The sequence below is a fragment of the Natrinema caseinilyticum genome, assembly GCF_024227435.1.
Classification (GTDB): Archaea; Halobacteriota; Halobacteria; order Halobacteriales; family Natrialbaceae; genus Natrinema; species Natrinema caseinilyticum.
In genome coordinates, this window is record NZ_CP100445.1 from 150625 (window position 1) to 171752 (window position 21128).

General features: G+C 63.8%; 22 protein-coding genes. 14 read left to right on the plus strand and 8 right to left on the minus strand.

Annotated elements, in window-relative coordinates:
- The first annotated feature begins 2 nt into the window (after positions 1–2).
- The 4 genes from NJT13_RS00715 (at position 3) to NJT13_RS00730 (ending at position 3806) form a co-directional block, all read left to right on the plus strand.
- Positions 3–923, plus strand: coding sequence for an extracellular solute-binding protein (locus NJT13_RS00715; RefSeq protein ID WP_254523586.1), 921 nt, complete (start codon positions 3–5; stop codon positions 921–923).
- On the plus strand, positions 898–1707 hold the full coding sequence (locus NJT13_RS00720; protein WP_425499772.1) for a molybdate ABC transporter permease subunit: 810 nt from the start codon (positions 898–900) through the stop codon (positions 1705–1707). The genes NJT13_RS00715 and NJT13_RS00720 overlap by 26 nt, the downstream gene beginning before the upstream one ends.
- 3 nt (positions 1708–1710) lie before the next feature.
- Positions 1711–2754 (plus strand): ABC transporter ATP-binding protein, encoded by a 1044-nt coding sequence (locus NJT13_RS00725; RefSeq protein ID WP_254523588.1) that lies wholly within the window; start codon positions 1711–1713, stop codon positions 2752–2754.
- A gap of 362 nt (positions 2755–3116) precedes the next feature.
- Entirely contained in the window at positions 3117–3806 is a 690-nt protein-coding gene (locus NJT13_RS00730; RefSeq protein ID WP_340681179.1) for a J domain-containing protein, read from the plus strand.
- Between the two features lie 177 nt (positions 3807–3983).
- Here the strand turns inward: NJT13_RS00730 and menD are convergent, their stop codons facing one another.
- From menD to NJT13_RS00745, 3 genes are all read right to left on the minus strand, one after another.
- Entirely contained in the window at positions 3984–5843 is a 1860-nt protein-coding gene (gene menD / locus NJT13_RS00735; RefSeq protein WP_254523589.1) for a 2-succinyl-5-enolpyruvyl-6-hydroxy-3-cyclohexene-1-carboxylic-acid synthase, read from the minus strand.
- Complete coding sequence (locus NJT13_RS00740) at positions 5840–7198, minus strand: isochorismate synthase (RefSeq protein WP_254523590.1); 1359 nt, start codon at positions 7196–7198, stop codon at positions 5840–5842. Before NJT13_RS00740 ends, menD begins: the two co-directional genes overlap by 4 nt.
- A 65-nt stretch (positions 7199–7263) precedes the next feature.
- The gene (locus tag NJT13_RS00745) at positions 7264–7860 is read right to left on the minus strand and encodes a sulfite oxidase-like oxidoreductase (RefSeq protein ID WP_254523591.1); all 597 of its coding nucleotides are present in this window, start codon (positions 7858–7860) and stop codon (positions 7264–7266) included.
- A gap of 246 nt (positions 7861–8106) precedes the next feature.
- Between NJT13_RS00745 and NJT13_RS00750 the strand changes: the two genes are divergently transcribed.
- The 3 genes from NJT13_RS00750 to NJT13_RS00760 all read left to right on the plus strand — a co-directional run bounded on the left by NJT13_RS00750 (position 8107) and on the right by NJT13_RS00760 (position 10330).
- A complete protein-coding gene (locus tag NJT13_RS00750; RefSeq protein ID WP_254523592.1) occupies positions 8107–8406 on the plus strand; it encodes a hypothetical protein in 300 nt (99 codons plus the stop codon).
- Positions 8407–8678: 272 nt separating this feature from the next.
- On the plus strand, positions 8679–9731 hold the full coding sequence (locus tag NJT13_RS00755) for an MFS transporter (protein WP_256549407.1): 1053 nt from the start codon (positions 8679–8681) through the stop codon (positions 9729–9731).
- A gap of 371 nt (positions 9732–10102) precedes the next feature.
- Positions 10103–10330: a ribbon-helix-helix domain-containing protein gene (locus tag NJT13_RS00760; RefSeq protein WP_254523594.1), complete on the plus strand. Its 228-nt coding sequence runs from the start codon at positions 10103–10105 to the stop codon at positions 10328–10330.
- Between the two features lies 1 nt (position 10331).
- Here NJT13_RS00760 and NJT13_RS00765 read toward each other — a convergent pair whose 3' ends face one another.
- On the minus strand, positions 10332–10508 hold the full coding sequence (locus NJT13_RS00765) for a DUF7550 family protein (RefSeq protein WP_254523595.1): 177 nt from the start codon (positions 10506–10508) through the stop codon (positions 10332–10334).
- A 158-nt stretch (positions 10509–10666) separates the two neighbouring features.
- Here NJT13_RS00765 and hisF point away from each other — a divergent pair, with 158 nt between their 5' ends.
- Both hisF and NJT13_RS00775 read left to right on the plus strand, forming a co-directional pair.
- Positions 10667–11482, plus strand: coding sequence for an imidazole glycerol phosphate synthase subunit HisF (hisF, locus tag NJT13_RS00770; protein WP_254523596.1), 816 nt, complete (start codon positions 10667–10669; stop codon positions 11480–11482).
- 112 nt (positions 11483–11594) lie between these two features.
- Entirely contained in the window at positions 11595–12461 is an 867-nt protein-coding gene (locus NJT13_RS00775) for a hypothetical protein (RefSeq protein WP_254523597.1), read from the plus strand.
- A 163-nt stretch (positions 12462–12624) separates the two neighbouring features.
- Here NJT13_RS00775 and NJT13_RS00780 read toward each other — a convergent pair whose 3' ends face one another.
- Positions 12625–12909: a DNA-directed RNA polymerase subunit L gene (locus NJT13_RS00780; RefSeq protein ID WP_254523598.1), complete on the minus strand. Its 285-nt coding sequence runs from the start codon at positions 12907–12909 to the stop codon at positions 12625–12627.
- Between the two features lie 189 nt (positions 12910–13098).
- Between NJT13_RS00780 and NJT13_RS00785 the strand changes: the two genes are divergently transcribed.
- Positions 13099–14940, plus strand: a complete 1842-nt coding sequence (locus NJT13_RS00785; protein ID WP_254523599.1) for a rhomboid family intramembrane serine protease — start codon at positions 13099–13101, stop codon at positions 14938–14940.
- A 179-nt stretch (positions 14941–15119) separates the two neighbouring features.
- On the opposite strand, the gene NJT13_RS00790 is transcribed toward NJT13_RS00785, so the two are convergent.
- On the minus strand, positions 15120–15764 hold the full coding sequence (locus tag NJT13_RS00790; RefSeq protein WP_254523600.1) for an METTL5 family protein: 645 nt from the start codon (positions 15762–15764) through the stop codon (positions 15120–15122).
- 115 nt (positions 15765–15879) lie between these two features.
- Between NJT13_RS00790 and NJT13_RS00795 the strand changes: the two genes are divergently transcribed.
- Entirely contained in the window at positions 15880–16050 is a 171-nt protein-coding gene (locus tag NJT13_RS00795) for a zinc finger domain-containing protein (RefSeq protein WP_254523601.1), read from the plus strand.
- Positions 16051–16118: 68 nt separating this feature from the next.
- On the opposite strand, the gene NJT13_RS00800 is transcribed toward NJT13_RS00795, so the two are convergent.
- Both NJT13_RS00800 and NJT13_RS00805 read right to left on the minus strand, forming a co-directional pair.
- Positions 16119–17147, minus strand: coding sequence for a disk-shape morphogenesis protein volactin (locus NJT13_RS00800; RefSeq protein WP_254523602.1), 1029 nt, complete (start codon positions 17145–17147; stop codon positions 16119–16121).
- Positions 17148–17242: 95 nt separating this feature from the next.
- On the minus strand, positions 17243–18172 hold the full coding sequence (locus NJT13_RS00805) for a cell division protein CdpA domain-containing protein (RefSeq protein WP_254523603.1): 930 nt from the start codon (positions 18170–18172) through the stop codon (positions 17243–17245).
- Between the two features lie 246 nt (positions 18173–18418).
- On the opposite strand from NJT13_RS00805, the gene NJT13_RS00810 reads away from it, so the two are divergent.
- The 3 genes from NJT13_RS00810 to NJT13_RS00820 all read left to right on the plus strand — a co-directional run bounded on the left by NJT13_RS00810 (position 18419) and on the right by NJT13_RS00820 (position 21111).
- Entirely contained in the window at positions 18419–19018 is a 600-nt protein-coding gene (locus NJT13_RS00810; protein WP_254523604.1) for a HalX domain-containing protein, read from the plus strand.
- A gap of 52 nt (positions 19019–19070) precedes the next feature.
- Positions 19071–20120: a diphthamide biosynthesis enzyme Dph2 gene (gene dph2 / locus NJT13_RS00815; protein WP_254523605.1), complete on the plus strand. Its 1050-nt coding sequence runs from the start codon at positions 19071–19073 to the stop codon at positions 20118–20120.
- Positions 20121–20436: 316 nt separating this feature from the next.
- Positions 20437–21111 carry a DUF7344 domain-containing protein gene (locus NJT13_RS00820; RefSeq protein WP_254523606.1) on the plus strand — a complete coding sequence of 225 codons (675 nt, stop codon included), beginning with the start codon at positions 20437–20439 and terminating at the stop codon, positions 21109–21111.
- Positions 21112–21128 lie beyond the last annotated feature (17 nt).

The following is a 21128-nucleotide window of genomic DNA, read 5'->3' on the forward strand; positions in this document are numbered from 1 at the left end:
TTATGGCCAGCGACGACGTTCCGATCGGCCGACGGTCAGCTCTCTCGGCCATCGCCGCCGGACTCTCCGGCCTCGCGGGCTGTTCGAGCGGACTCGGAGGCGGTGGCGACCGGTCTGGGTCCGTCTCGATGCTCGCTGCGGGAAGTCTGAACAACGCGCTCGAAAACGGATTGCGATCGAACGTCGACGCGCCCGTCGAAATCGAAGCCCACGGGTCGGCCGAGATCGCCCGCCTCGTCGCGGAGGGGCAGAAAGATCCCGATATCGTCTCGGTCGCGGATACCGCTCTCTTCGACTCGCCGCTCCGGCCGGAGTGGTTCGCCGAATTCGCGACCAACTCGATCGTCATCGCGTACAACCCGGGTACGGACGGCGGGCAACGGCTCGCCGACGCCGGACCCGAGACGTGGTACCGACCGCTCGTGAACGGAGATATCGCGCTCGGGAGGACGGATCCCGATCTCGACCCGCTCGGCTACCGCGCGCTGTTCACGCTCGAGCTCGCGACCGGCTACTACGGGACGGACGCGAACCTGCGAGAAGCGATTCCGAGTACCGAACAGATTTTTCCCGAGACCCAGCTCATCAGCCAGTTCGAGACCGGTTCGATCGACGCCGCCATCGCGTATCGAAACATGGCCGTCGAGCGTGGGTACGACTACATCGACCTCCCCGCCGAAATCGACCTCAGCGATCCGGCGCACACCGATCTCTACTCGTCGTCCACCTACGAACTCCCGGGCGGCAAGGTGGTCAACGGCGGGGTCGTCAGCTACGGATCGACGATTCGCCACCGGGGGCCCGCCGTCCTCGACGTGTTCGCGGAACACGTGACCGGTCAGTACGTGGCCGAGTTCGGATTCGTCGTTCCCGACGGGTACCCCAGATTCACCGGTGATGTTCCAGATGCAATCACAAACTGATACCGCCGTCGAGCGGTTCGACTGGCTCTCGGTGGCGTTCCTGCTCGGCGGGGTGTTGCTCTGTTACTACCTGTTGCCGCTCCTGTCTCTCGTCTTCAGTCAACCCCCGGGAGCCGTCGTCGAACGGCTGACCGGCCCCGAAGTCGTTTCAGCGGCGACCACGTCACTCACCGCGTCGGCCACGAGTGCGGCTATCGCGACGCTGTTCGGACTACCGCTTTCGTACTGGATCGCACGGGCTGACGGACGGGTGAAGACGGCCGTCACCGCCGTGGTCATCCTGCCGCTCGTACTGCCGCCGGTCGTTAGCGGTATGGTGTTGCTCACCGTCGTCGGTCCGAACACGTTCCTCGGGGAACTGGCGTCGGCGAACGGGATCCAGCTTACTCGGTCCTTCGCTGGAATCGTGCTGGCCCAAACGTTCGTCTCATCGCCGTTCGTCGTAATCACGGCCAAAGCGGCCTTCGAGAGCGTCGACCGAAGCCTCGAGTACGCCTCTCGGTCGCTCGGAAAGAGTCGACTGACCACCTTCCGGCGGGTCACACTGCCGCTCGCCTGGCCCGGAATCCTCGCCGGTATCACCCTCGCGTTCGCTCGCGCGATCGGCGAGTTCGGAGCCACGATCATGCTCGCATACTACCCCCGGACGATGCCGGTCCAGATATGGGTCTCCTTTACGACGCTCGGATTAGAGAACGCGTTCCCCGTGGCGATCATCCTCGTCGGAATCGCCGTTGGGACGCTGGTGATTTTGAACGTCCTCGGCACGAATCCGCTGGAATAAACGATGCTCGACGTAACGTCTCTCCGTAAAACGTACGGCGATTTCGAGTTCGGTCCCGTCGACCTCGCGGTCGGAAACGAAGTGCTCTCGGTACTCGGTCCGTCCGGAAGTGGCAAGACGACACTGCTGTCGCTGATCGCCGGGACCGTCGACTCGGACGGCGGAGCCGTCTCCCTGAACGGCGACCGACTCGATGGGCGTCCCCTCCAGGAGCGCCGGACCGGCCTCGTGTTTCAGGACGGGGCGCTGTTCCCGCACATGACCGCCCGCGAGAACATCGGGTACGCCGCGGTCGACGGGGATCGGATCGGCACGCTCGCATCGCTGCTCGAGATCACCGACGTGCTGGATCGGCGGCCCCGGACACTGTCCGGCGGGGAACGACAGCGTGTCGCGCTCGCTCGGACGCTGGCGGCGGATCCCGACGCGCTGTTGCTGGACGAACCGCTGTCGAGTCTCGATGCCCCCATTCGGCGTCGCCTCCGCGGTGAACTCCACTCGCTCTTCGAATCGCTCGAGATCCCGGTTATCTACGTCACGCACGATCAGCGGACGGCGACAGCGCTCGGTGACCGAACCGTAATCTTCCGGGACGGCGCGATCGAACAGATCGGATCACCGACGACCGTGATCAACCGTCCCGCAACGCCGTTCGTCGCGAGATTTACGGGCACCGAGAACCTGTTCGATGCGACGGTGGTCGAGCGGGGCGAAGAGGCCGTGCTCCTTCGAATCGGGGACGTACGTCTCCGGGCCACGAAGACGGAAGCAGCCGAGACGACTGTCACCGTCTGTCTCCACCCGTCACGTGTCCAGGTCCACGCGCCGACCGATGGCGGCGGTACTCGCCGCGAAAATTGGATCGCGGGAACAATCGACCGGTGGTTGAACGAAGGGGACGAGTACCGAGCGGAAATCACCCTCGACGACGCACCGATTACGGTTACGGCGACGATTCGCCCGCCGCGGTTCGAACGATTAGCGATCGACGCCGGTTCGAACGTTCGAATTTCGATCCGACCCGAAGCGATCCACTGTCTCCGCTGACTGTTGCCGTCCGACAGCACTCGAACGCCCCTGTCGCCGAATCCCCACGCCCGAGCGGCATCGCTTCGGACGGCCGTTTCGGCCCGCGAATATTCGATCGGCTGACCCGTTTTTCGAGGTCGAAACCACGAGCGAACCGGTTTCGCGGCCCACGGAACGCGGGTCGAGACGTATTCGACTCCCCCGTCCGAACAGCCCTCTCCGAACCGGTATTTGCTATAGCAGTATGTGATTTACGGGTCGGATACGCGTCCCCCACGGTCCCAGTCCGGACGACCAGAACCGGTCGATCGACCGCGTGGAACTGGTGGCGACCGTCCGGCCCGGACGACGTCGTTCCCGGCCGTCAAACTGGGTACGAGATGGGCGAGACGTACTACGAGGTCCTCGGGGTCGGTCCGGACGCGACCCGGGACGACATCGAGTCGGCCTATCGCGACCGCGTCCTCGAGACCCATCCCGACCACTCCGATGCCGCCGACGCTGCCGCGCAGTTCCGGCGCGTCACGACGGCGAAGTCGGTCCTCACCGACGGCGCCGGACGGGCGCGATACGATCGACTCGGCCACGAGGCGTCCGCCGGACTCGCCCGGGGGTCGGTGTCGGGCGGCGAATCGGGTACCGACCGTGCCGGTCCCGGATCAGCAGCCGCTGAACACGACGGCCGCGAACGACGACGCGGGATTTCGCTACTCCGTCCACGACTGGGACGGCGAGGTCGGTCTCGAGTGGAACCGGCCGCCGACGGATCAATCCACCGCCGTGACGGTCGTGTCCATCGCTCTGTTGTACCCGTGTTCGTCACGGCGAGTCTGACGCCGCTGTTTTCGGTCCCGGTCAACGCGGTCATCGCCGCGTGTACGGTCGGCTACGTGCTCACGGTGACTCGGATCGCGATCGCCGTGTTCGGGAGTTGGAGCGTTCTCTTTCCCGTCGGACTGCTTCGTTTCTCGCTCGTCGATCAGGGCTCGTCACTCGGGTTCGTCGTGCTCGCGTTCGCATGGGTCCCCCTCGGGTACGCCGTCGCGCTGTGGTGGACGCTTCGGCCGTGACCGGGCTACACGGTTTCGGTCCGTCATCGGCGACCCGCGGGATGTGTGCCACGGGCGACTCGCGGAAACCGCGAGCGGCCCGAGCGACGGTATCGAGCGAACACCGTACACAGCCGCCGCTCGTTGTGGGATTCGCGATCGAGATCCGTTCGGAACTGTCCGCGGGGGCTCCGAGCGTCACTGCGAGTCGGCATCGAAGGCGGCACCGATCGCGTTCTCGAGGCGTTCCTCGAGGCGCTCTCGCCGCCGGTGACTCGATTCCGCGTCGAATTCGACCGCCAGCACCTGCGTCCCGGGTCGGTCGAGCGACCGACGATACGCGGATTCGAACGCCGCCGGTGCGACGGTCTCGAACTCGAGATCGTAGAACGCCGCGAGGTCGTCGAACTCGAGCCCGTGTGGCGTCTTGAACTGATCCGTGAACGGGGGGTCGACCGTCTCGATGGGGAGTTTGTGAAAGATGCCGCCGCCGTCGTTGTTCAACAGGACGATCGTCGCGTCGACGCCGCATCGGTCGACGGCGAGTAACCCGTTCGAATCGTGGTAGAACGCCAGATCGCCGGTCACCAGCACGAGCGGCTCGTCGGTCGCGCTGCCGGCACCGAGTGCCGTACTCGTGATGCCGTCGATTCCGCTCGCACCGCGGTTTCCGAGCACCGTCAGCGCGCCGTCCCTGGGCCGGCCGAACCGGTCGGCGTCCCGGATCGGCATACTGTTCGAGACGAACACCGTCGCTCGATCCGGAGCGCTCGAAAACACCGACGACAGGATCGCTCCCTCGAGCGGGTCGGACTCGAGTTCCTCCGCGGCGAACGCGTCGTCACAGATCCGCCAGTGTTCGCGTTCCGCCGCCTCGAACTGGCGACGCCAGTCGGCGTCGGTCGTCGCTCGTGGATTCGCGTCGCCCGACCGGTCCCCCGCGTCGACCGGAGCGAGTGCCTCCAGCAACCCGGTGACGACGGCTCCCGCTTCGGCGCCCAGCAGATCGGTCGCGGTGAACGTGGCTTCGCGCCACGCGCCCGCGGGGTCGACCAGAAACTGACGGGCGTCCGCATCGCGCAGCCAGTGGCGAAGCGCCTTCGAGGTGGGCGATGCCCCGAAGCGGAGGACGACGTCCGGACTCCGCACCGTCGAGATGTAGGCGTCGTAGCCGCCGTAGATCGTCCGCCGTTGGCCGCTGATCCCGCCGGCCCCTCCCGTTGAACCGACGTGCGAGCCGAACCGAAGTCCAGAGAGCGGATCCGCGAGGATCGGCGCACCGAGCCCCTCGGCGAGTTCGACCGCGGCCGACCGGTCGAGCGTCCGGAGCGCCGCCGGGTCCGCGGGGCCGGCGACGATCACCGGTCGGTCCGCGGTCTGGAGCGCCCGCCGGAGGGAACGGAGCTCGGCATCGGAGAGCGTTCGCGTCCCGGACGCCGTTTCCACGAACGGGCCCTCGCGCCCCCGTGCAGCCGCCGTTTCGGCGAACGCTTCGGGAACGTCTCCCGGAACCTCGATCGGCTCGAGCGGCTTGCGAAACGGACAGTTGAGGTGAACGGGGCCCGGCGGAACGCCGGTCGTTTCTGAGAACGCGCGTGCGGCTGTCGTCCGGAGGCTCCGGACGGTTCGCTCGGAGGTGTCGGGTTCGGGCAGTTCGGCGTACCACCGGACGGCGTCGCCGTAGAGTTTGACTTGGTCGACGGTCTGGTTCGCACCGCTGTCGCGCAGTTCGGGCGGCCGGTCGGCCGTGAGCACCAGGAGCGGAACGCGAGCCCGATCCGCCTCCATCACCGCGGGGTGAAAATTCGCCGCTGCCGTCCCGGAGGTACAGATCAGGGCCGTCGGCTCGCCCGTGCGGCGAGCACGTCCGAGCGCGAAGTAGCTCGCGGAGCGCTCGTCCAGGTGCGAATAGACCTCGACGTCGGGATGGTCGGCGAACGCGACCGTCAACGGCGTCGAACGGCTTCCAGGAGCGATACAGACGGCCTCGAGGCCGCTTGCCGCGAGTTCGTCGGCGATGATGCGGCCCCACAACGTCGCGCGGTTCGGTATACTCATCGGTGTGAGGGAGAGCGCAGTTCGTCGAGGATCGGTCGGAATTTTAGCTGTACTTCGTCCCACTCCTCCGTCGGATCGCTGTCGGCGACGATCCCGTTACCGGCAAACAGCGTCACCGTCCCGTCCGTTGCGATCCCGGAGCGAAGCGCGACGGCGAACTCGCCGTCGCCGTCGGCATCGAACCAGCCCACCGGAGCCGCGTACCATCCGCGGTCGAACGTCTCCGTGTCGCGGATCGTTTCCCAGGCCGCGTCCGGCGGGACGCCGCCCACCGCGGGCGTCGGATGCAACGCTTCGACGATCTCGAGGACGTGACGGTCGGCCTCGAGCGTCGCCTCGATCGGCGTCTGAAGGTGCTGAATCGTCGCCAATCGGCGAATCGTCTGCTCACTCACGACCAGTTCCCGCGCGAGCGGTGCGAGTTGCTCGCGGATCGCGTCCACGACCAGTTCGTGCTCGTGCTGAAGCTTCGCGTCGCCCCGCATCCGCTCGACGTGAGCCTCGTCTTCGGCCGACGTTTCACCCCGCGGCACCGATCCGGCGAGCGCCTCCGTCTCGACGCGGTCGCCCCGTTTCGAGACCAGCCGCTCGGGCGGCGCGCCGAAGAACGTGCCCCCGACACCGTAGCCCACGAGAAACCGATAACAGTTCGGGTACTGGCTGCGCAACCGCTCGAGCATCGCGGGGACGTCGACCGGCGTCTCGAGATCGACCGAGAGCGACTGTGCGAGGACGACTTTCGTCAATCGACCGCCGGCGATCCGCTCGAGTGCGGTCTCGACTTGCCGAGCCCAGGCGTCGCGCGAGGTCGTGCGCTCTGTCGTGGCGACGCCGGGCGTCGTCCCCGTCCGTTCGCTCGTGGGCAGCGCCACCAGACGTTCGTGCCATCGTTCGAGTCGCGCATCGGCTTCGTCCGGCCGATTCGCGACCGTCGTCACCCACGTTCCGTCGTCCGTGCGGACGACGAGAACCCGCGGAACGACGAACGACGCGGCGTCGAAGCCGGTCCAGGGCGCTTCCGGCTCGTGGCCATCGTGGAACGAAAACCCGCCGAAAGCCCGCGGACGGGCCTGATCGGGGCCGTCGTGTGAGACCTCATCGAATACCCGGTCCGCCTGCGTCCGAATCCGGTCGAATCGCTCGGGTCCGCCTGCGGTAAATCGGGCGGCAACCCCGCGTCCGACGATTTCGACCCCGGCGGGCGTGGCCCACCGGACGCGCGGTTCGCCGACACCGTCCAGAACCCCGTCGAAGGAAACGTCCTCGAGTTCACGACTGCGGCTAACCAACTCCACGACGCGGTCTGCCGAGCCCGTCCCACCAGCCAGCCGACTTTCACCCGACGATCGGTCCATCGACCGCACGTGAGGACCGACTCGCCTTCAGCCTAACTATTTGCCGACCGGCAGTTCGAGCGGCGCTAGCTATATCGTTCCTCTTCCCAGGGATTGGCCGTGCTCGAGTATCCGCGTCGCTCCCAGTACCCGCGCTGGGGGTCGGTACAGAATTCGACGCCGTCGACCCATTTTGCACCCTTGTAGGCGTACTTGTGCGGCGTGACGACGCGGAGCGGACCCCCGTGATCCGCCGGCAAGGCGCTCCCGTCGAGTCCCCAGGTGAACAGAACGTCGTCGCGGAGGCAATCTGCGAGCGGTAGATCCGTGGTGTAGCCGTCGAGGGCCGAAAACATGACGTGGACCGCGTCGTCGCGAACGCCCGCTCGCTCCGCGAGTTCGGGAAACGGGACTCCCGTGAACTCGCAATCGAAGCGGCTCCACCCGGTCACGCAGTGGAAGTCCTGCGTCTGGGTCGCACTCGGCAGCGCGCGGAAGTCGTCCCACGAGAACGACAGTTCCGTCTCGACTGCGCCGGTGACGGTAAACTCCCACGTCTCGAGGCCCCAGTCGGGCGTCCCGCTCTTCGAGAGGACCGGAAACTCGCTGGTCTCTCGCTGTCCCGGCGGCAGTCGATCGTCGCCGAACTCTTCGTAGAGATCCGTCACGTCAGTATCGTCCATACGCCTCCGTACGTGCCAACCGACGTAGGTGTGGCGTCTCCCGGCGCCGTCCGCAGCCGGAGAGAGGAGGTGGGCCGACCGTCGGATGCGATATGCGACGTCCCCGTGCCGGGACGCGCCCCCTCAGAAAGGGGAAATTAGCACGACTGCAGCGGGATTGAAACAGCCGAATCGAGGCCGCATTCGGTAGTTTCCAGTGAAACCCTCGTCATCACTTTGTACGATATCCCCGAGAGGTACCGTTGCATGGCGAGCAGACAACAACTAACGGAACAGGAAGTGACCGAACAGGAACCACAAGCGGTCGGCGAACAGGCGATGGGCCCCGCAGTCCTCGCATCGGCCGCATCGGTCGGCCTTTCGTTGTACTACTATTTCTTCCGCGGGGAGCGAGAGCTCGGGACCTTCGTCGGTCTCTGGCCGCCGACGATACTCGCGTTCGCGAGTTACTTCAACCAGCGGCAGATGCAAAATCAACTCAACACCCTGACCCAGCCGGGAGCGACGCTACGGAACGCGATCGACTCGGTGATGGGGAACCGGTGAGGCGAAGCAATACCCGCGTTCTGATCGCTGCGTAGCCCTTCGCACACGCACAGGGGCTAGCGTTAATCTGGCCATCGGGCACCATCGACGGTCCCCCATCCTGTGATACCATTGGTTATTTTGTTTCGATCAGCGTGTCATAGAATTCTTCTCGTCCGGTTCGAAGTGACCGAAGTGATAGATACAGGTAACGGTCCTATCAGGCTGTGATTTCATATTTCGAGGAAAATCTATCACTCGCTTCCCCGTCAACCTCAGTCGGTGACAGCTGAATGGCCCTCTCTTTCGAGTCGAGGCGAGTGTTGTTTCGTAATCGGTTGTTTCGCCGGTTATTCGGTGGGCACATCGTTAGTGTGGCCGGCGATGCACTCTATCTCGTCGCGGCGCTCTGGCTCGTCTACACGCTCACCGGCTCATCCACGTATACCGGGCTCGCCGGCGCACTTATCCGAGCGCCACGTCTCTTCCGGGCCTTTACCGGTCCCCTCGTTGACCGGTGGCCGCTCCGTATTATCCTCGTGCTCTCTGAAGTGGTACAGGGAATCATTATCCTCGCAGTCCCGCTCGCGGCTGCATTCGGGAACCTACAAGTTTCCGTCGTGCTCGCCGTGCTCCCGGTTGTCGCGTTTGTTGGACAATTCGCCGGCCCCGCCCAGAGCGCAACCCTGCCACGGGTCATCGACCAGGAGAACATGGTGTCCACCAATTCGACCATCCAGTTCTCGACCCAAAGCGTGCAAGCCATCACCCGGGCGGTTGCAGGGGCGGCGATTGCCGCTATCGGTGCGGTCGCTCTCTTCCTCGTCGATGCGATAACCTTCGCGGTCGCCGCCGTGACGTTCGCTACCATCACAATCCCAGGTGACGAAACCGCTGAGAATTCGCTCCCCACACGGTCTGAATACGTCGCGCAGTTACGGGCGGGCGTAGCCTTGCTTCGTGAGTCGGTGCTCGGTCATATGGTCGTGGCCGTCGCCGGACTAACCTTGTTCTCGAGTGCAGCGATGGCGGTCCTCCCAGCTTTCGCGGCATCGGTTGGTGGCCCCGGAACGTATGGCTTCTTTCTGGCGGCCTTCGCGGTCGGCACACTAACTGGGACGTTGCTCGCTGGACACATCGATACATTTCCGACTGGACACATGGTTATTCTGGGATTCGTGCTTGCTGCGCTCAATTGGACTACTGCTGTCGTGGTTTCCCGGGTGCCACTCGCTGTGGCCTTCTTCGCATTGGCGTATGTCCGATTGGTGGATATAATGTTCTCGCAATGTCGGCCCTGCAGGTTGGAGTCCCTGACGAGATGGTGGGACGCGTATCGGCAGTGACCGGGAGCCTCGTAGGGGTCGCTGGGCTATTTGGCATGCTCGCCGGTGGCATCGGTGGCGACACATTCGGGCCGGTCTCCGTCCTATTCACCGCTAGCATCGGCTTCGCGACAGCAGCAATCTACTGGGTTGGAGTTCCGGCCCTCCGAACCTTCCCAGCCATCACCAATCTCGAACCAGGAGAGTTCGCCTCCTAACCGAAAGTAGCAGGTACCGTCTGTCCCAAGGCTTACGTTCGCACACGTATCTAACAGCCATCTCGCTGAAGACCAGGTAGAACTCGATTCCTCAGGAATAATCCTATGACATGTTTTCTATTGCTGTCGAGTCCCCGTCAAACCTAAATACCCCCTCGCCGAAAGCCGAATCAGATGCCGAAAGTAGAGATCACCATACCGGAACACCTCGAGATGCAAATCGCCCAGATGGTCGAGCGTGGCGAATTCGTCAACCGTGAGGAGGCGATCGAGGACCTCCTCTCGACGGGGATCAAAGCCTACAAGACCAGCGGACCGATGGACGAAGACGAAGCGGGCACCGGCGGAACTGGCCTCGAAGACGACGGGATGATGGGCCACGACGACGAATACGTCTTCTAACTTATACGCCGACGGTCACGAGCGGGATTCCGAACGCGATTGCCGCACCGACCACAGCGACGGCCCCGCCGATCACCACGTCGCGCGACGAGTACTCGCTCATCGGGGCCGTCGTTCGCTCAGCGTCGAGGTCGTGCCCGACGTCGGCTCCTGAATCCGCTTCGGTGTCGTCAGTCATACTCGGCCGTTCACGACGCCGTCACTTAAACGCACTCACACGGCGCTGACCGTCCGCTCGGACCGCAGCGCTCGCGTCACAGCGTCGTGTGTCGTCGCCGCCCCGAGCGATCCAGATTCCTTTACTACCCTCGGCCCGAATCACCCGATAGGAACCACATGGTACTGACCAAACGAGTCATCCCGTGTATCGACGTGGATCTGGACGACGACGGGAACCCCGCCGTCTATACCGGCGTCAACTTCGAGGACCTCGAGTACACCGGCGATCCGGTCGAGATGGCGCGCGCGTACAACCGCGCGGGCGCCGACGAATTCGTCTTCCTCGACATCACCGCGTCCGCGGACGGTCGCGAGACGATGCTCGACGTCGTCGAGCGCGTCGCCGACGAGGTTTTCATACCCCTGACCGTCGGCGGTGGCATCCGGACGACCGAGGACATCAAAGAAACGCTCAGAGCCGGTGCGGACAAGGTTTCGATCACGACCGGCGCACTCGAGCGACCGGAACTGGTAAACGAAGGCGCCAGGGCGTTCGGCAGTCAGTGTATCGTCATCAGCGTCGACGCCAGACGGCGGTTCGACGAGGACGGCGAACACTACGTCGAGATCGATGGCGAATCCTGCTGGTTCGAATGTACGAAGAAAGGCGGCCGCGAAGGGACCGGAACCGACGTCCTCGAGTGGGCCGGCGAGGCAGAGTCTCGCGGCGCAGGTGAGTTGTTCGTCAACTCGATCGACAAGGATGGGACGAAAGACGGCTACGATCTCCCGCTGACCGCGGCCGTCTGCGAGACCGTCGACACGCCGGTCATCGCATCCTCGGGCTGCGGTAGTCCCGAGGATATGTACGACGTGTTCACCGAGGCCGGCGCCGACGCCGGACTCGCCGCTTCGATATTCCACTTCGACGAGTACTCGATCGAAGAAACGAAAGCCTATCTCGACGATCACGGGGTTCCGGTTCGACGCTGACGGCGGGACGGATACCCATCGTCTCCGTTCCGACGGTCGGAATCTGTCCGGACGGCCCGGCGCCGTTCCGCGTTCCGTACGTTTATACCGTCGTGGTCCTCGATTTCTCTCTGTGAAGTGGCGGTGTACGCGGTGTGGCAAACCCCACGCGCGGAACGATCCACCCTGTACTGCCTGCGGGCACACCACGTTCGAGCGGGCGGTCGTCCGTGCGGACGAGGTGACTGAGACCGAGAGCGGTCAGTCTCCGGATTCGACGGCGACTGAAACCGTCGACACCGGCCCCGAGTACGTCTGGGCGTGTTCGAACTGCGGCCGTCAACACGTGCGGAACAGCCCGCCGTGTTCCCGCTGTGGCAGTCCGGATCTCGAGAAGGTAGAACAGACCTACGACGGTCTCGAGCGCGATCTCACCACGCCGAGCTGGCTCGACGTTGCCAGGCCTTACCTCCCGATTCTCGCCGGTATCGGGCTGGTGATCGCGCTGTTCGCGACGGGTGTCGTATCGCCGTCGATGCTGCCGGGGATCGGCCCTCCGACACCGCCCGACGCGCCCGGGCAGGGTGCCGAGGCCGCGGGGATCGACCTCGAGGCTGCGGAACGCGAGGTTCACGAGAGACTCGAGGCCGAGCGCAACTCCGGGGAGCGGCGACGGTTCGACGACGGGCTCGCGGCCTACGCGGAGTACCAGAACCGTGGGCTGGTCGCGGTCGAATTCGACGACGCGGAGCCAACCGGCGTCAGCCCCGGCGAGTTCGGACACTCCTGCGGTGACGTCACGCCGGTCGGTGCGCCGCTGGTCGCCTCCGAGATATCGATCGACTCGGACGACGATGAGGGAGCGTTCGCAACGGCCGTTGCCGACGCGCTCCTCTCGTCGCGATTCGAAGAGGCGGTCCGATCGGGCTACGACGCCGAGGGGATCGACATCCACGTCGCACCGAACGGTGATCTGTACGTCTTCTACGCGGTGTGTTGACTGCTGTTGGCCTGCCCGTCCGGCCGACTTCGAGTGAGCGGGACGGAACACCCTCGCGAAGGTGCGAGGTGCGCAGTACGAGACGAGACGGAAAAACGGGGTTACGAGACGAAGAGAAAGGCGGGAACGAGCGACGGGAAATCGAGAGACGCCTGCGGACGGCTCAGGCCGCTGCCTCGAACGCGTCCCGAAACGACCGCGCCTTTCGGCGGACCGTCACGGCCGCCTCTTCGAGGCATTCGAGCGGGTCGGCGCCCCCCTCGGTTTTGACCGTCAGGATCGGTTCGGTCTGGCCGCCCGATTGTTCCGGATTGACGTCGTAAGTCGCTGCGCTGACGTCGTCGTGTTCGAGCAATGCGCCCTTGAGGACGTTCATGAACGTGTGGTCCTCGCCGGCGATCTCGATGGAGAGTTCGTCCTCGGTGCTCTCGGTGACCCGCAGTTCCATGTCACCCAGTCCGTCCGTCGACTGCTTGTACCTTTCGAAGCAGACCCTCGTCGACCGCCCACCCGAGTCTGTCCCGGCGACGCGGTTCGTCCGTCCCGTCGAGACGCCACCCGATTCACCGGGCGGTTGCGCCTCAAGCGCCGTCCGGTGAAGGCAAATCACTATACGCGTCCGTTCGAACCACGGACTATGCGCTCGCTTCCGGTCTTGCTGGCGGTCGCCGTCGCCGCGACGGTAGCGGGGTCGATCGCGATCGTCGGGCGGATTCACGATCCGGAACGGAACTGGCGCGGCCGAGCGGCGGAACGGCTCGTCTACGGTGTTCCGTGGGGGTCGGTCGTCGTGATCGTCTTCGTGCTCTGCGTCTATCTGTTCGTCCAGAGCGGATTCGAAGATTTCGACGATCCCGTGACGATCCCCTTCCGGACGTGGTCGTATTTCTACCCGCTCGGAATGGTCACGGCCCCGTTTTCCCACGCCGGACCCGGGCACCTCCTCGGAAATCTGGCCGGGACCGTCGTCGTCGCGCCGATCGCTGAATACGCCTGGGGACACTATCCCGACGGTCGTGATCGACACCAGGCGGCCTCGTGGTGGACCGATCCTCGAGTCCGAGCGTTCGCGGTGTTCCCGCTCGCGGTCATCGGGATCGGACTGATGACGAGTCTGTTCGCGCTCGGTCCCGTGATCGGCTTCTCGGGGGTCGTCTTCGCGCTCGCCGGCTTCGCCATCGTTCACTATCCGATCGTGACGATCGTCGCCACGTTAGGCGTTCAGGGCGTCGTACAACGGCTCTATTACGCGCTCCAGGAGCCGATCCGTATCTACACCGTCGAACCGAGTCCGCCCACGGCACCCTGGTGGGCGGGAATCGCTATCCAGGCCCACGCCCTCGGGCTCTTTCTCGGCTTCGTCCTCGGGATCGTCCTCCTCGAGCGTCGGGACACCCGCCCCGATCCGTTCCGACTCTGGCTCGCCGTCCTCCTCTTCGGCTTCTCGAAGGGGCTGTGGGCGATCTACTGGTTCGGTGCCGACGACTCCTTCGTGCTCTTTCAGGGCCCCGGCGTCGCCATCGTCTCGGTCCTCGCGCTCGTCGTCACGCTCGCGATAGCCGGACCGGAGAACTCCCTGGTTCCGTCCCGACTCGAACGACTGTTTCCGGGACGGCGCCGGCCGTTCGGAGGATCGGACGACGACGCGCGACAGTCCGTTCGGCGCCCGCTCGAGTTGGTCGGGGCGGGAGACGGCGACGGCGCCATCAGGGCCAGGATCGGTCGTATCGAAGCGATCGCGAGCGGAACGCAACAGCGGGACCGCGAGTCGTCACTCCGATCCGCCCTGACCGGCCAGGGAGTCGCGTTTCTGGCGGTCGTCGGCGTTCTGGCGATCCTCGTCGGCGTAGCTATCCCGCCCAACTTCCTCGTCGTGGAGGACGCGACTGCGTCCTCGGACGCCGCCGTGCAGATCGATGATTACACCGTGGAATACGTCGAGGGAGTTCCGAACGGCCTCGTCAATGGTATCGGTATCGAAGCGTTCGAGAGCGACGAGGGCCTCGAGTCCAGCGGCGTAATCGTCGCGAGCGAACAGCGTGCCGTCTGGTTCGAGGCGGTTAGCACCCAGCGGCTCGCATTTACCGGCGAGGAGACGGTTTACGTCGGGGGCCCCGGCTGGCGAGAAGCGGTACACGTCGAGCGCACCGGGTGGGAACCGGTCGGCAACGAAACGGTCTATCAAGTCTGGCTCTGGAAGGGCGACACGGATCGCAGACTCGCGTACGAATCCAACGATTCGCGCGCCGAGGTCCGGGTCGCAGGGAGAAACGTGACAATCGGCTCCGAGGACGGCGAGTTCGTCCTCGCGGTCGACCCGAGCGGGATCGGCGCCGATTCGACGGCACCGTTTCCGGACGAAAACGAGTCGACGAGCGTCGGCGGACTCCTCTTCGAACGCCAGAACGAGACGGTTTACGCGGCCGCCGACGGGACGCGGGTCGCGGTCGCGAGCGAGGAAACGTACAACGGATACTGACCGCCGGAGCCCGCCGGTGGTGCCGTCGTTCGGGGCCGATTCGAGTGACTCACACGAGAACGGCACGCGGACGCGGGAGAGGGCACGGCACGCGGACGCGGGAGAATCGATCGGCGTTCCCTCCGGCACACGGGCCTCGAGCGAACTCGAGTACTACGGGTGAGCGGGCGTCCCGATCGCTACTCCCGCTCGTCCCATTCGATCCGGAAGACCTCCGCCTCGAGCGTTTCCTCCGCGGTCGTGTGAAACGCGAACCGCCTCGGAATCGGGAACGCTGCGCGGAATGCGTGGGTCACCGTCCCGCCCTCGTCGTCGGCGAACGACTCGACGAACGCCTGGCTTCCTTCGTTGTGGATCGTATAGGAGACGGCGCCGATCTCGGCCGCCGTCTCGAGGAACCGACGGTCGGCGTGTCGGTTCCCACGCTGTGCGCCGAAAGGCGGGTTCGAAAGGACCGTCGTGTCCGTGACCGAGAACGGGTGTCGAGCGACGTCCCCGCGTACCCACTCGACTCGGGGTTCGTCGCCGCAGTCCGCCGCAACCGCGCGGACGTTTCGACGGGCCACTTCGAGCGCCTCGACGTCGACGTCGATCCCGACGACGCGGTCGGCTCCGGCGAGGGACGCACCGATCGCGAGCATACCCGTTCCGGTGCCGAGGTCGACGACCTGTGCGCCGAGGTCTCCCTGCAACTGCGCCAGGTGACAGAGGTGGGACGCGAGCTCGGGCGGCGTCAGATACTGCTCCAGACGAGCCGACGGCTCGGTAAAATCCGCGACCGACTCGAGGCGCCGAGCGACCGTTCGCCGTGCGAGGCCCGACATAGCCGGTTGTTCGGGCCTCGAGCGTAAAGGGTCTCTCGAGTTCGACCGCTCGCAGAATTCATTGCCGAATGAAATGTTCGAATAGAGTTAAGGATATCCCGTGAAAGTTACAGGTATGGACGAGTGTCCACGGTGTAGGGGGCCCGTAGAAGAACTCTCGCTGGGGGAGGTGTCGACGCTCACGTGCCCGCACTGCGGGTTCGCCGACGTTCCAGTCGAGCACCAGCCCCGGCGTGAGGAGTCGGAATCCTGGCGGGACGCGTTCAATCGATTCTACGACCACTGACTCGCTCGTCCGGGTCGAGTCGTCACTGTCCCGACGTGACCCCTCGTCAGAAACCACAAATACGCGTCTTATTCGTTCGCGGCCGCCGCTTCCGCTTCGTCGTCCTCTGCGTGATCGACGTCCTCGTCGGAACGCGCGGCGACGAGGCCGCCCCGTGCGACACTGTACAGCGGTTCGTTCGCGTGCGTGACGCCACTGATCGAGAACGGGATATTTGCCTCCTCCAGGTGGTCGCGGAACAGTGCCTCGAACCCGCTCGGGCTCGAGGTACCACCGGTAACGACGACGGGAACGTCGAGCCCTTCTTCGACGTCTTCCTCGTCGACTTCTGTGACGATGTTCTCGATAACGTAGTCGAGTAGGTTTTCGTAGTAGATCGACAGCGCTCCTTCGACACCGCCGACGTCGGTCGTGAAGTCGAGTTCGAAGTCGTCTTCCTTGATGGACGTGACCTTGTCGACGGGCGTGCCGGTCGCGCGCGCGGCTTGCTCGTCGACCCAGTCGCCACCGCGTGCGACGGAGAACTTCATCACGGGGACAGCGTAGTAGGCCAAACAGACGTTCGTCATGCCGGCGCCGAACGAGATTCCGAGGCCGGTGAAGTTGTTGTCCGCGAGTTCGGAGTAGATGACCGACATTCCTTCGTTGATGGGTTCGGCATCGTATCCCATATCGTCGAGGAAGGACTCGATCGTTTTCTGGTGATAGAGCGTCGAAAGTTCGGAATCGATCGGGTCCGCGGGTGTCGAAAAGTAGAGCTTTTCGTCGGGATACGCGGGTTCGCCGACGACCTGTTCGATGATGAGTTTCATCATCGGGATCGCGCTCTGTTCGTCGTTCGAGAGGATCCCGTGTTTCATCGGGCGGCGCGTCTCCTTGTTGAAGATGTTCGCGAAATTGAGCGCGTCGTCACCGACGACGTACACTTTGTCGTCCTTTCGGATGTGAAGTACTTCGCTTCGCGAGAGCATCTGCTCGGCCATGTCCGAGTACTCGATCTCTACGAAGGAGTTACGCTGTTGCACGAAAACCGTATCGTTCCCATCCTGCTGTGCTGACAGGATGTTCATCGTTCCAACGTCTAGGCCTTTGGCCATGCAGTGGTAAGGAAACCATCGGATTATAAATCTATGTGCGCACTTCAATAACTGATACTACGAACGAAGACATAATTACTTTCGAACGACGCCCTTTAATTTCTTTTTGCCAGGTCGCGGAACTGTTCGATCAGGATCGAAACCGGTTTCGTAACCGTAGCGATGCTACCGTCGTCGTCAGCAGTTGCCAACTCTTCGGCCCGCTTTTGTTTGCGAAGCGCCTTCAACTTCGCAGTCTGATCGTCGACCGTTGCACTCGAGGTGATCGTCTTCGTTTCGCCGCCTTTCAGTCCGTTGAGGCCCGCGACCTGCGCGTCCACGCCGGCCGATCGGGTAGTCGTGGTGCCCGCGTCGGTGTCGACGGAGACGTCGTCGAAATCGTCGTTCGAGAAACTCAGCCGCCTGTGCTCGGTTTTTTCGACGCCTCCCCAGGAGAGTTCGACGTCCTCCATCGCGTCGTCGATGTCACGTTGGATTTGTGCATCGGTGATTTCGGGGTCGTCGTTCCCGTCGGCATCGGTGGTTCCGGTCCCGGCGGCGTCGGCTCGCTGGGCCATGGTCAGGTAGTGTGCGATCAGCGCCGCACCCGTCGATGCTGTGATGAACGCGAGGCCGACCGCATACGTCGCGATGACTTCGACGGTGTAATCGTTTCTGTAGCCGTTCCAGTCCTTCGGATACGCGACGAGGAAGCCGACGACAGCGGCGATCGTGATTGTGACGCCGCCCGTCGACGCGTACAGCACTCGCCGCTCCGATGGAAGGAGCGTGACGATCCCGAACATCGTAACGGGGAGTGCCGTCATCGCCAGTGCGTACGCGGGACCGACCCACGCAAAGTACCCAGGGGATCGCGCCTCGAACGTGTTGCCCCAGAGAAAGAGCACGAGTCCGATCACCGCCAGCCCGATCCCGCCGAGGAACAGACCGAACCCGGCGTAGACGTCGGTTCGGTCCTCCGGTTCTCCGATATATCGACGATAGAGGTCGAAAAGATAGCCGTCTGAAGCCTGTTCCGCTGACATTAACCCCTCGTTTACCCTCCAGTACTATGACTGTTGGGTCGAGAAACGAACCCGACGTCCGATCAGTTCTCGGAACTCAGTCACGCCGAAGCGGACGGTTCCGCTACCGGATCGGACGCGAATAGTTTAGTACGCAGTGGCACTTCGTCGTTCGTGTCAATCCGCCCAGTTCACACCGTCCGGTCGGTCGAACATCATTCCATAATTTGATATGTGTTGGACGCCCAGGTACCACCATCGCAAATTATGTCTGGTGATACGAACGCCGTCCTCGTGGCAGATAGCGACCCCGAGGTCGTGGCCCGATTTCGATCGTGGCTCGCGGACGACTTCCGGGTCGAAACGACGACCGATGGCGACGACGCGCTCGCAATTCTCGAGGACGTAGATGCGACACTCGTCGCTCGAGATCTTCAAACGGCGTCCGGAACTGCCGTCGCGAGCGAGATTGAACGAAACGCGGCTCATACGATGGCGGTCCTCCGATACACGGAGCCCGGTACCGAACGCTATCGGTTCACGGGCGACTCACTCGTCAAACCGGTATCGAAGACGGCCCTGTTCGAGACGGTCGATCACCTGCTGCGACGCGCTCGATACGATAACCTGGTGGCCGAGTGTGCGTCGCTGGCGGTCGAATGCGGGGCATTCGAGGCGCGTACGGACCCCGGATGCGAACTCGAGGCGGACGACGAGTACGCGGACATCCAGCGGCGACTCGCGGACCTGTTTACGGAACTGGACGAACTGGTCCGGACGTTCGACAGGGACGACTTCCGGGCCGCGTTTACGACGTGCGGCTTCGGCGGGAATACCCCGTCTCAGCAGGCCGAGCGACTCTCGTGAGCCAGACTCGCAAAGCGCCGCCGTTATACGTTCGTGGCCGTAAGGAGAGTCAATGAGTCAGGAGTCGGAGTACAGCGGGGGCGACCTCAGGAATACCGGAATGCGTCTCAAACACGATCGCGAGTGGGACTACGAACTCGAGGAGATCGTCGACGCGATCGAGGAGCGAGACGCGACCAAGGTCGGGTTGCAGTTCCCGGAGGGGCTGAAACGTCGCGGGCCGGCCGTGGCGGACGATCTCCGAGAACTGGCAGACGACGACGTGACGTTCATGCTCTCGGGCCAGCCCTGTTACGGCGCCTGCGATCTCGACACGTACCTGATGAAACGCACCGACGTGTTCGTCCACTTCGGCCACTCGCCGATGAAGAACACGGACAAGGTGATCTACGTTCCGCTGTTCTCGAACGTCGACGTCACGCCGATCATGGAAGAGGCCCTCGACACTCTCGAGGCCCCGGAGGAAACGGCCGGTGTCGGCCTCGTCACCACCGCCCAGCACATGAACCGCTACGAGGAAATGCGCGAATTCCTGGCGGAACACGGCTACGAGGTCCACAGTCGCCGCGGGGACGAGCGGCTGACCCACGAGGGACAGGTGCTTGGCTGTAACTACGCGAGCGCGGACGTTCCTGCGGACCAGGTACTCTACGTCGGCGGAGGGAAGTTCCATCCGCTCGGACTGGCGATGGAACACCCCGAGAAACACGTCGTCATCGCGGACCCGGTCAACAACGTCGTCACGGTCGCCGACACGGAGAAATTCATGAAACAGCGATACGGGGCGATACACCGCGCGATGGACGCCGAAAAGTGGGGCGTCATCTTCTGTACCAAGATCGGCCAGGGCCGCTGGGAGACTGCGGAGAAGATTCTCGACGATAACGAGAACGCCTATCTGATCACGATGGACGAGGTCACGCCGGACCGGTTGCGGAATTTCGATATGGACGCCTTCGTCAATACCGGGTGTCCACGGATCACGACCGACGACGGGCCGCAGTTCCATAAGCCGATGCTCACACCCGGCGAGTACCGGATCGCAGTCGGCGACGAACCGCTCGATAGCCTCTCGTTCGATACGTTCCACGGCACCTGGTGAATTGCGTCGGGAGTCGAGCACCGGGGGTATTCTTCTACACTGCTTGTACAGTGACCCGACGCGCGAGTCGCTCCCGTCTGCCGCCGAGTTTCGATCGAGGGCGAACGATGCGCTACTCGCTTTTGCCACCAATCGTCACCGATCGGTGACGAACGTCTCAAACTACCAGTCTATCCTGTTATCAGAGCTTGAGTGCTATACACATGCAGAAAAATCTCGAGAGAGGGACTGTTTTGTCCAAGTATCGGTAATAGATCACTGATTCCAAATCAGTTTGGAGCAGTTCTTTTGCACACTAGTCACCGATCAGTAGTCGATGAGTAACTCACCTACGAGCGGGTCCGGCCCCGATTCTCGCGACGAGTTCTTTGGTACCCTCGCCGACGCCCGTCGACGGATCGTCGTCCGCATCGTCTCCGAGAGATCGCCGGAGGGAATCGGGAAAAACGATCTTGCGTTCCGACTCGCAGCGGTGATAATTGATACCCCGCCCGACACCGTTTCCGACAGCGACCACCAGCGAGCGCTCGTCGACCTCCACCATCGACTGTTACCACAACTGGCGGACGCGGGGGTACTCGAGGAAACGGACGATGGGGCGGTCGTGACGACCGACCACCGGGCATTCGAGGATACCAGATTCGAACGGCCTGTGTCGATCGGTAGAGGTGACGAACCGGACGATCACGACGCGGTGTTCAAAGCGCTCGCCGACGACCGTCGACGGACGGTCCTGTCGGTGCTTGCCGGCCAGTATCGCCCGATCGACACGGAAACGCTCGCTCGCGACGTCGCGGTCCGCGAGGCGGACGCGACCGAGCGCGAGATTTCGGACCGACGCGTTGACGATGTCTACGTCTCGCTCGTTCACGTTCATCTCCCGCTTTTGACCGAAGCCACGCTCGTGAGCTACGATGCCGAGGAGGGACGGGTTTCCTACGAAGGCCATCCGCTCGTTCCGTCACCGAATACAATAACACTTACCGGGTAGCTCTTCGCATCTTCGGC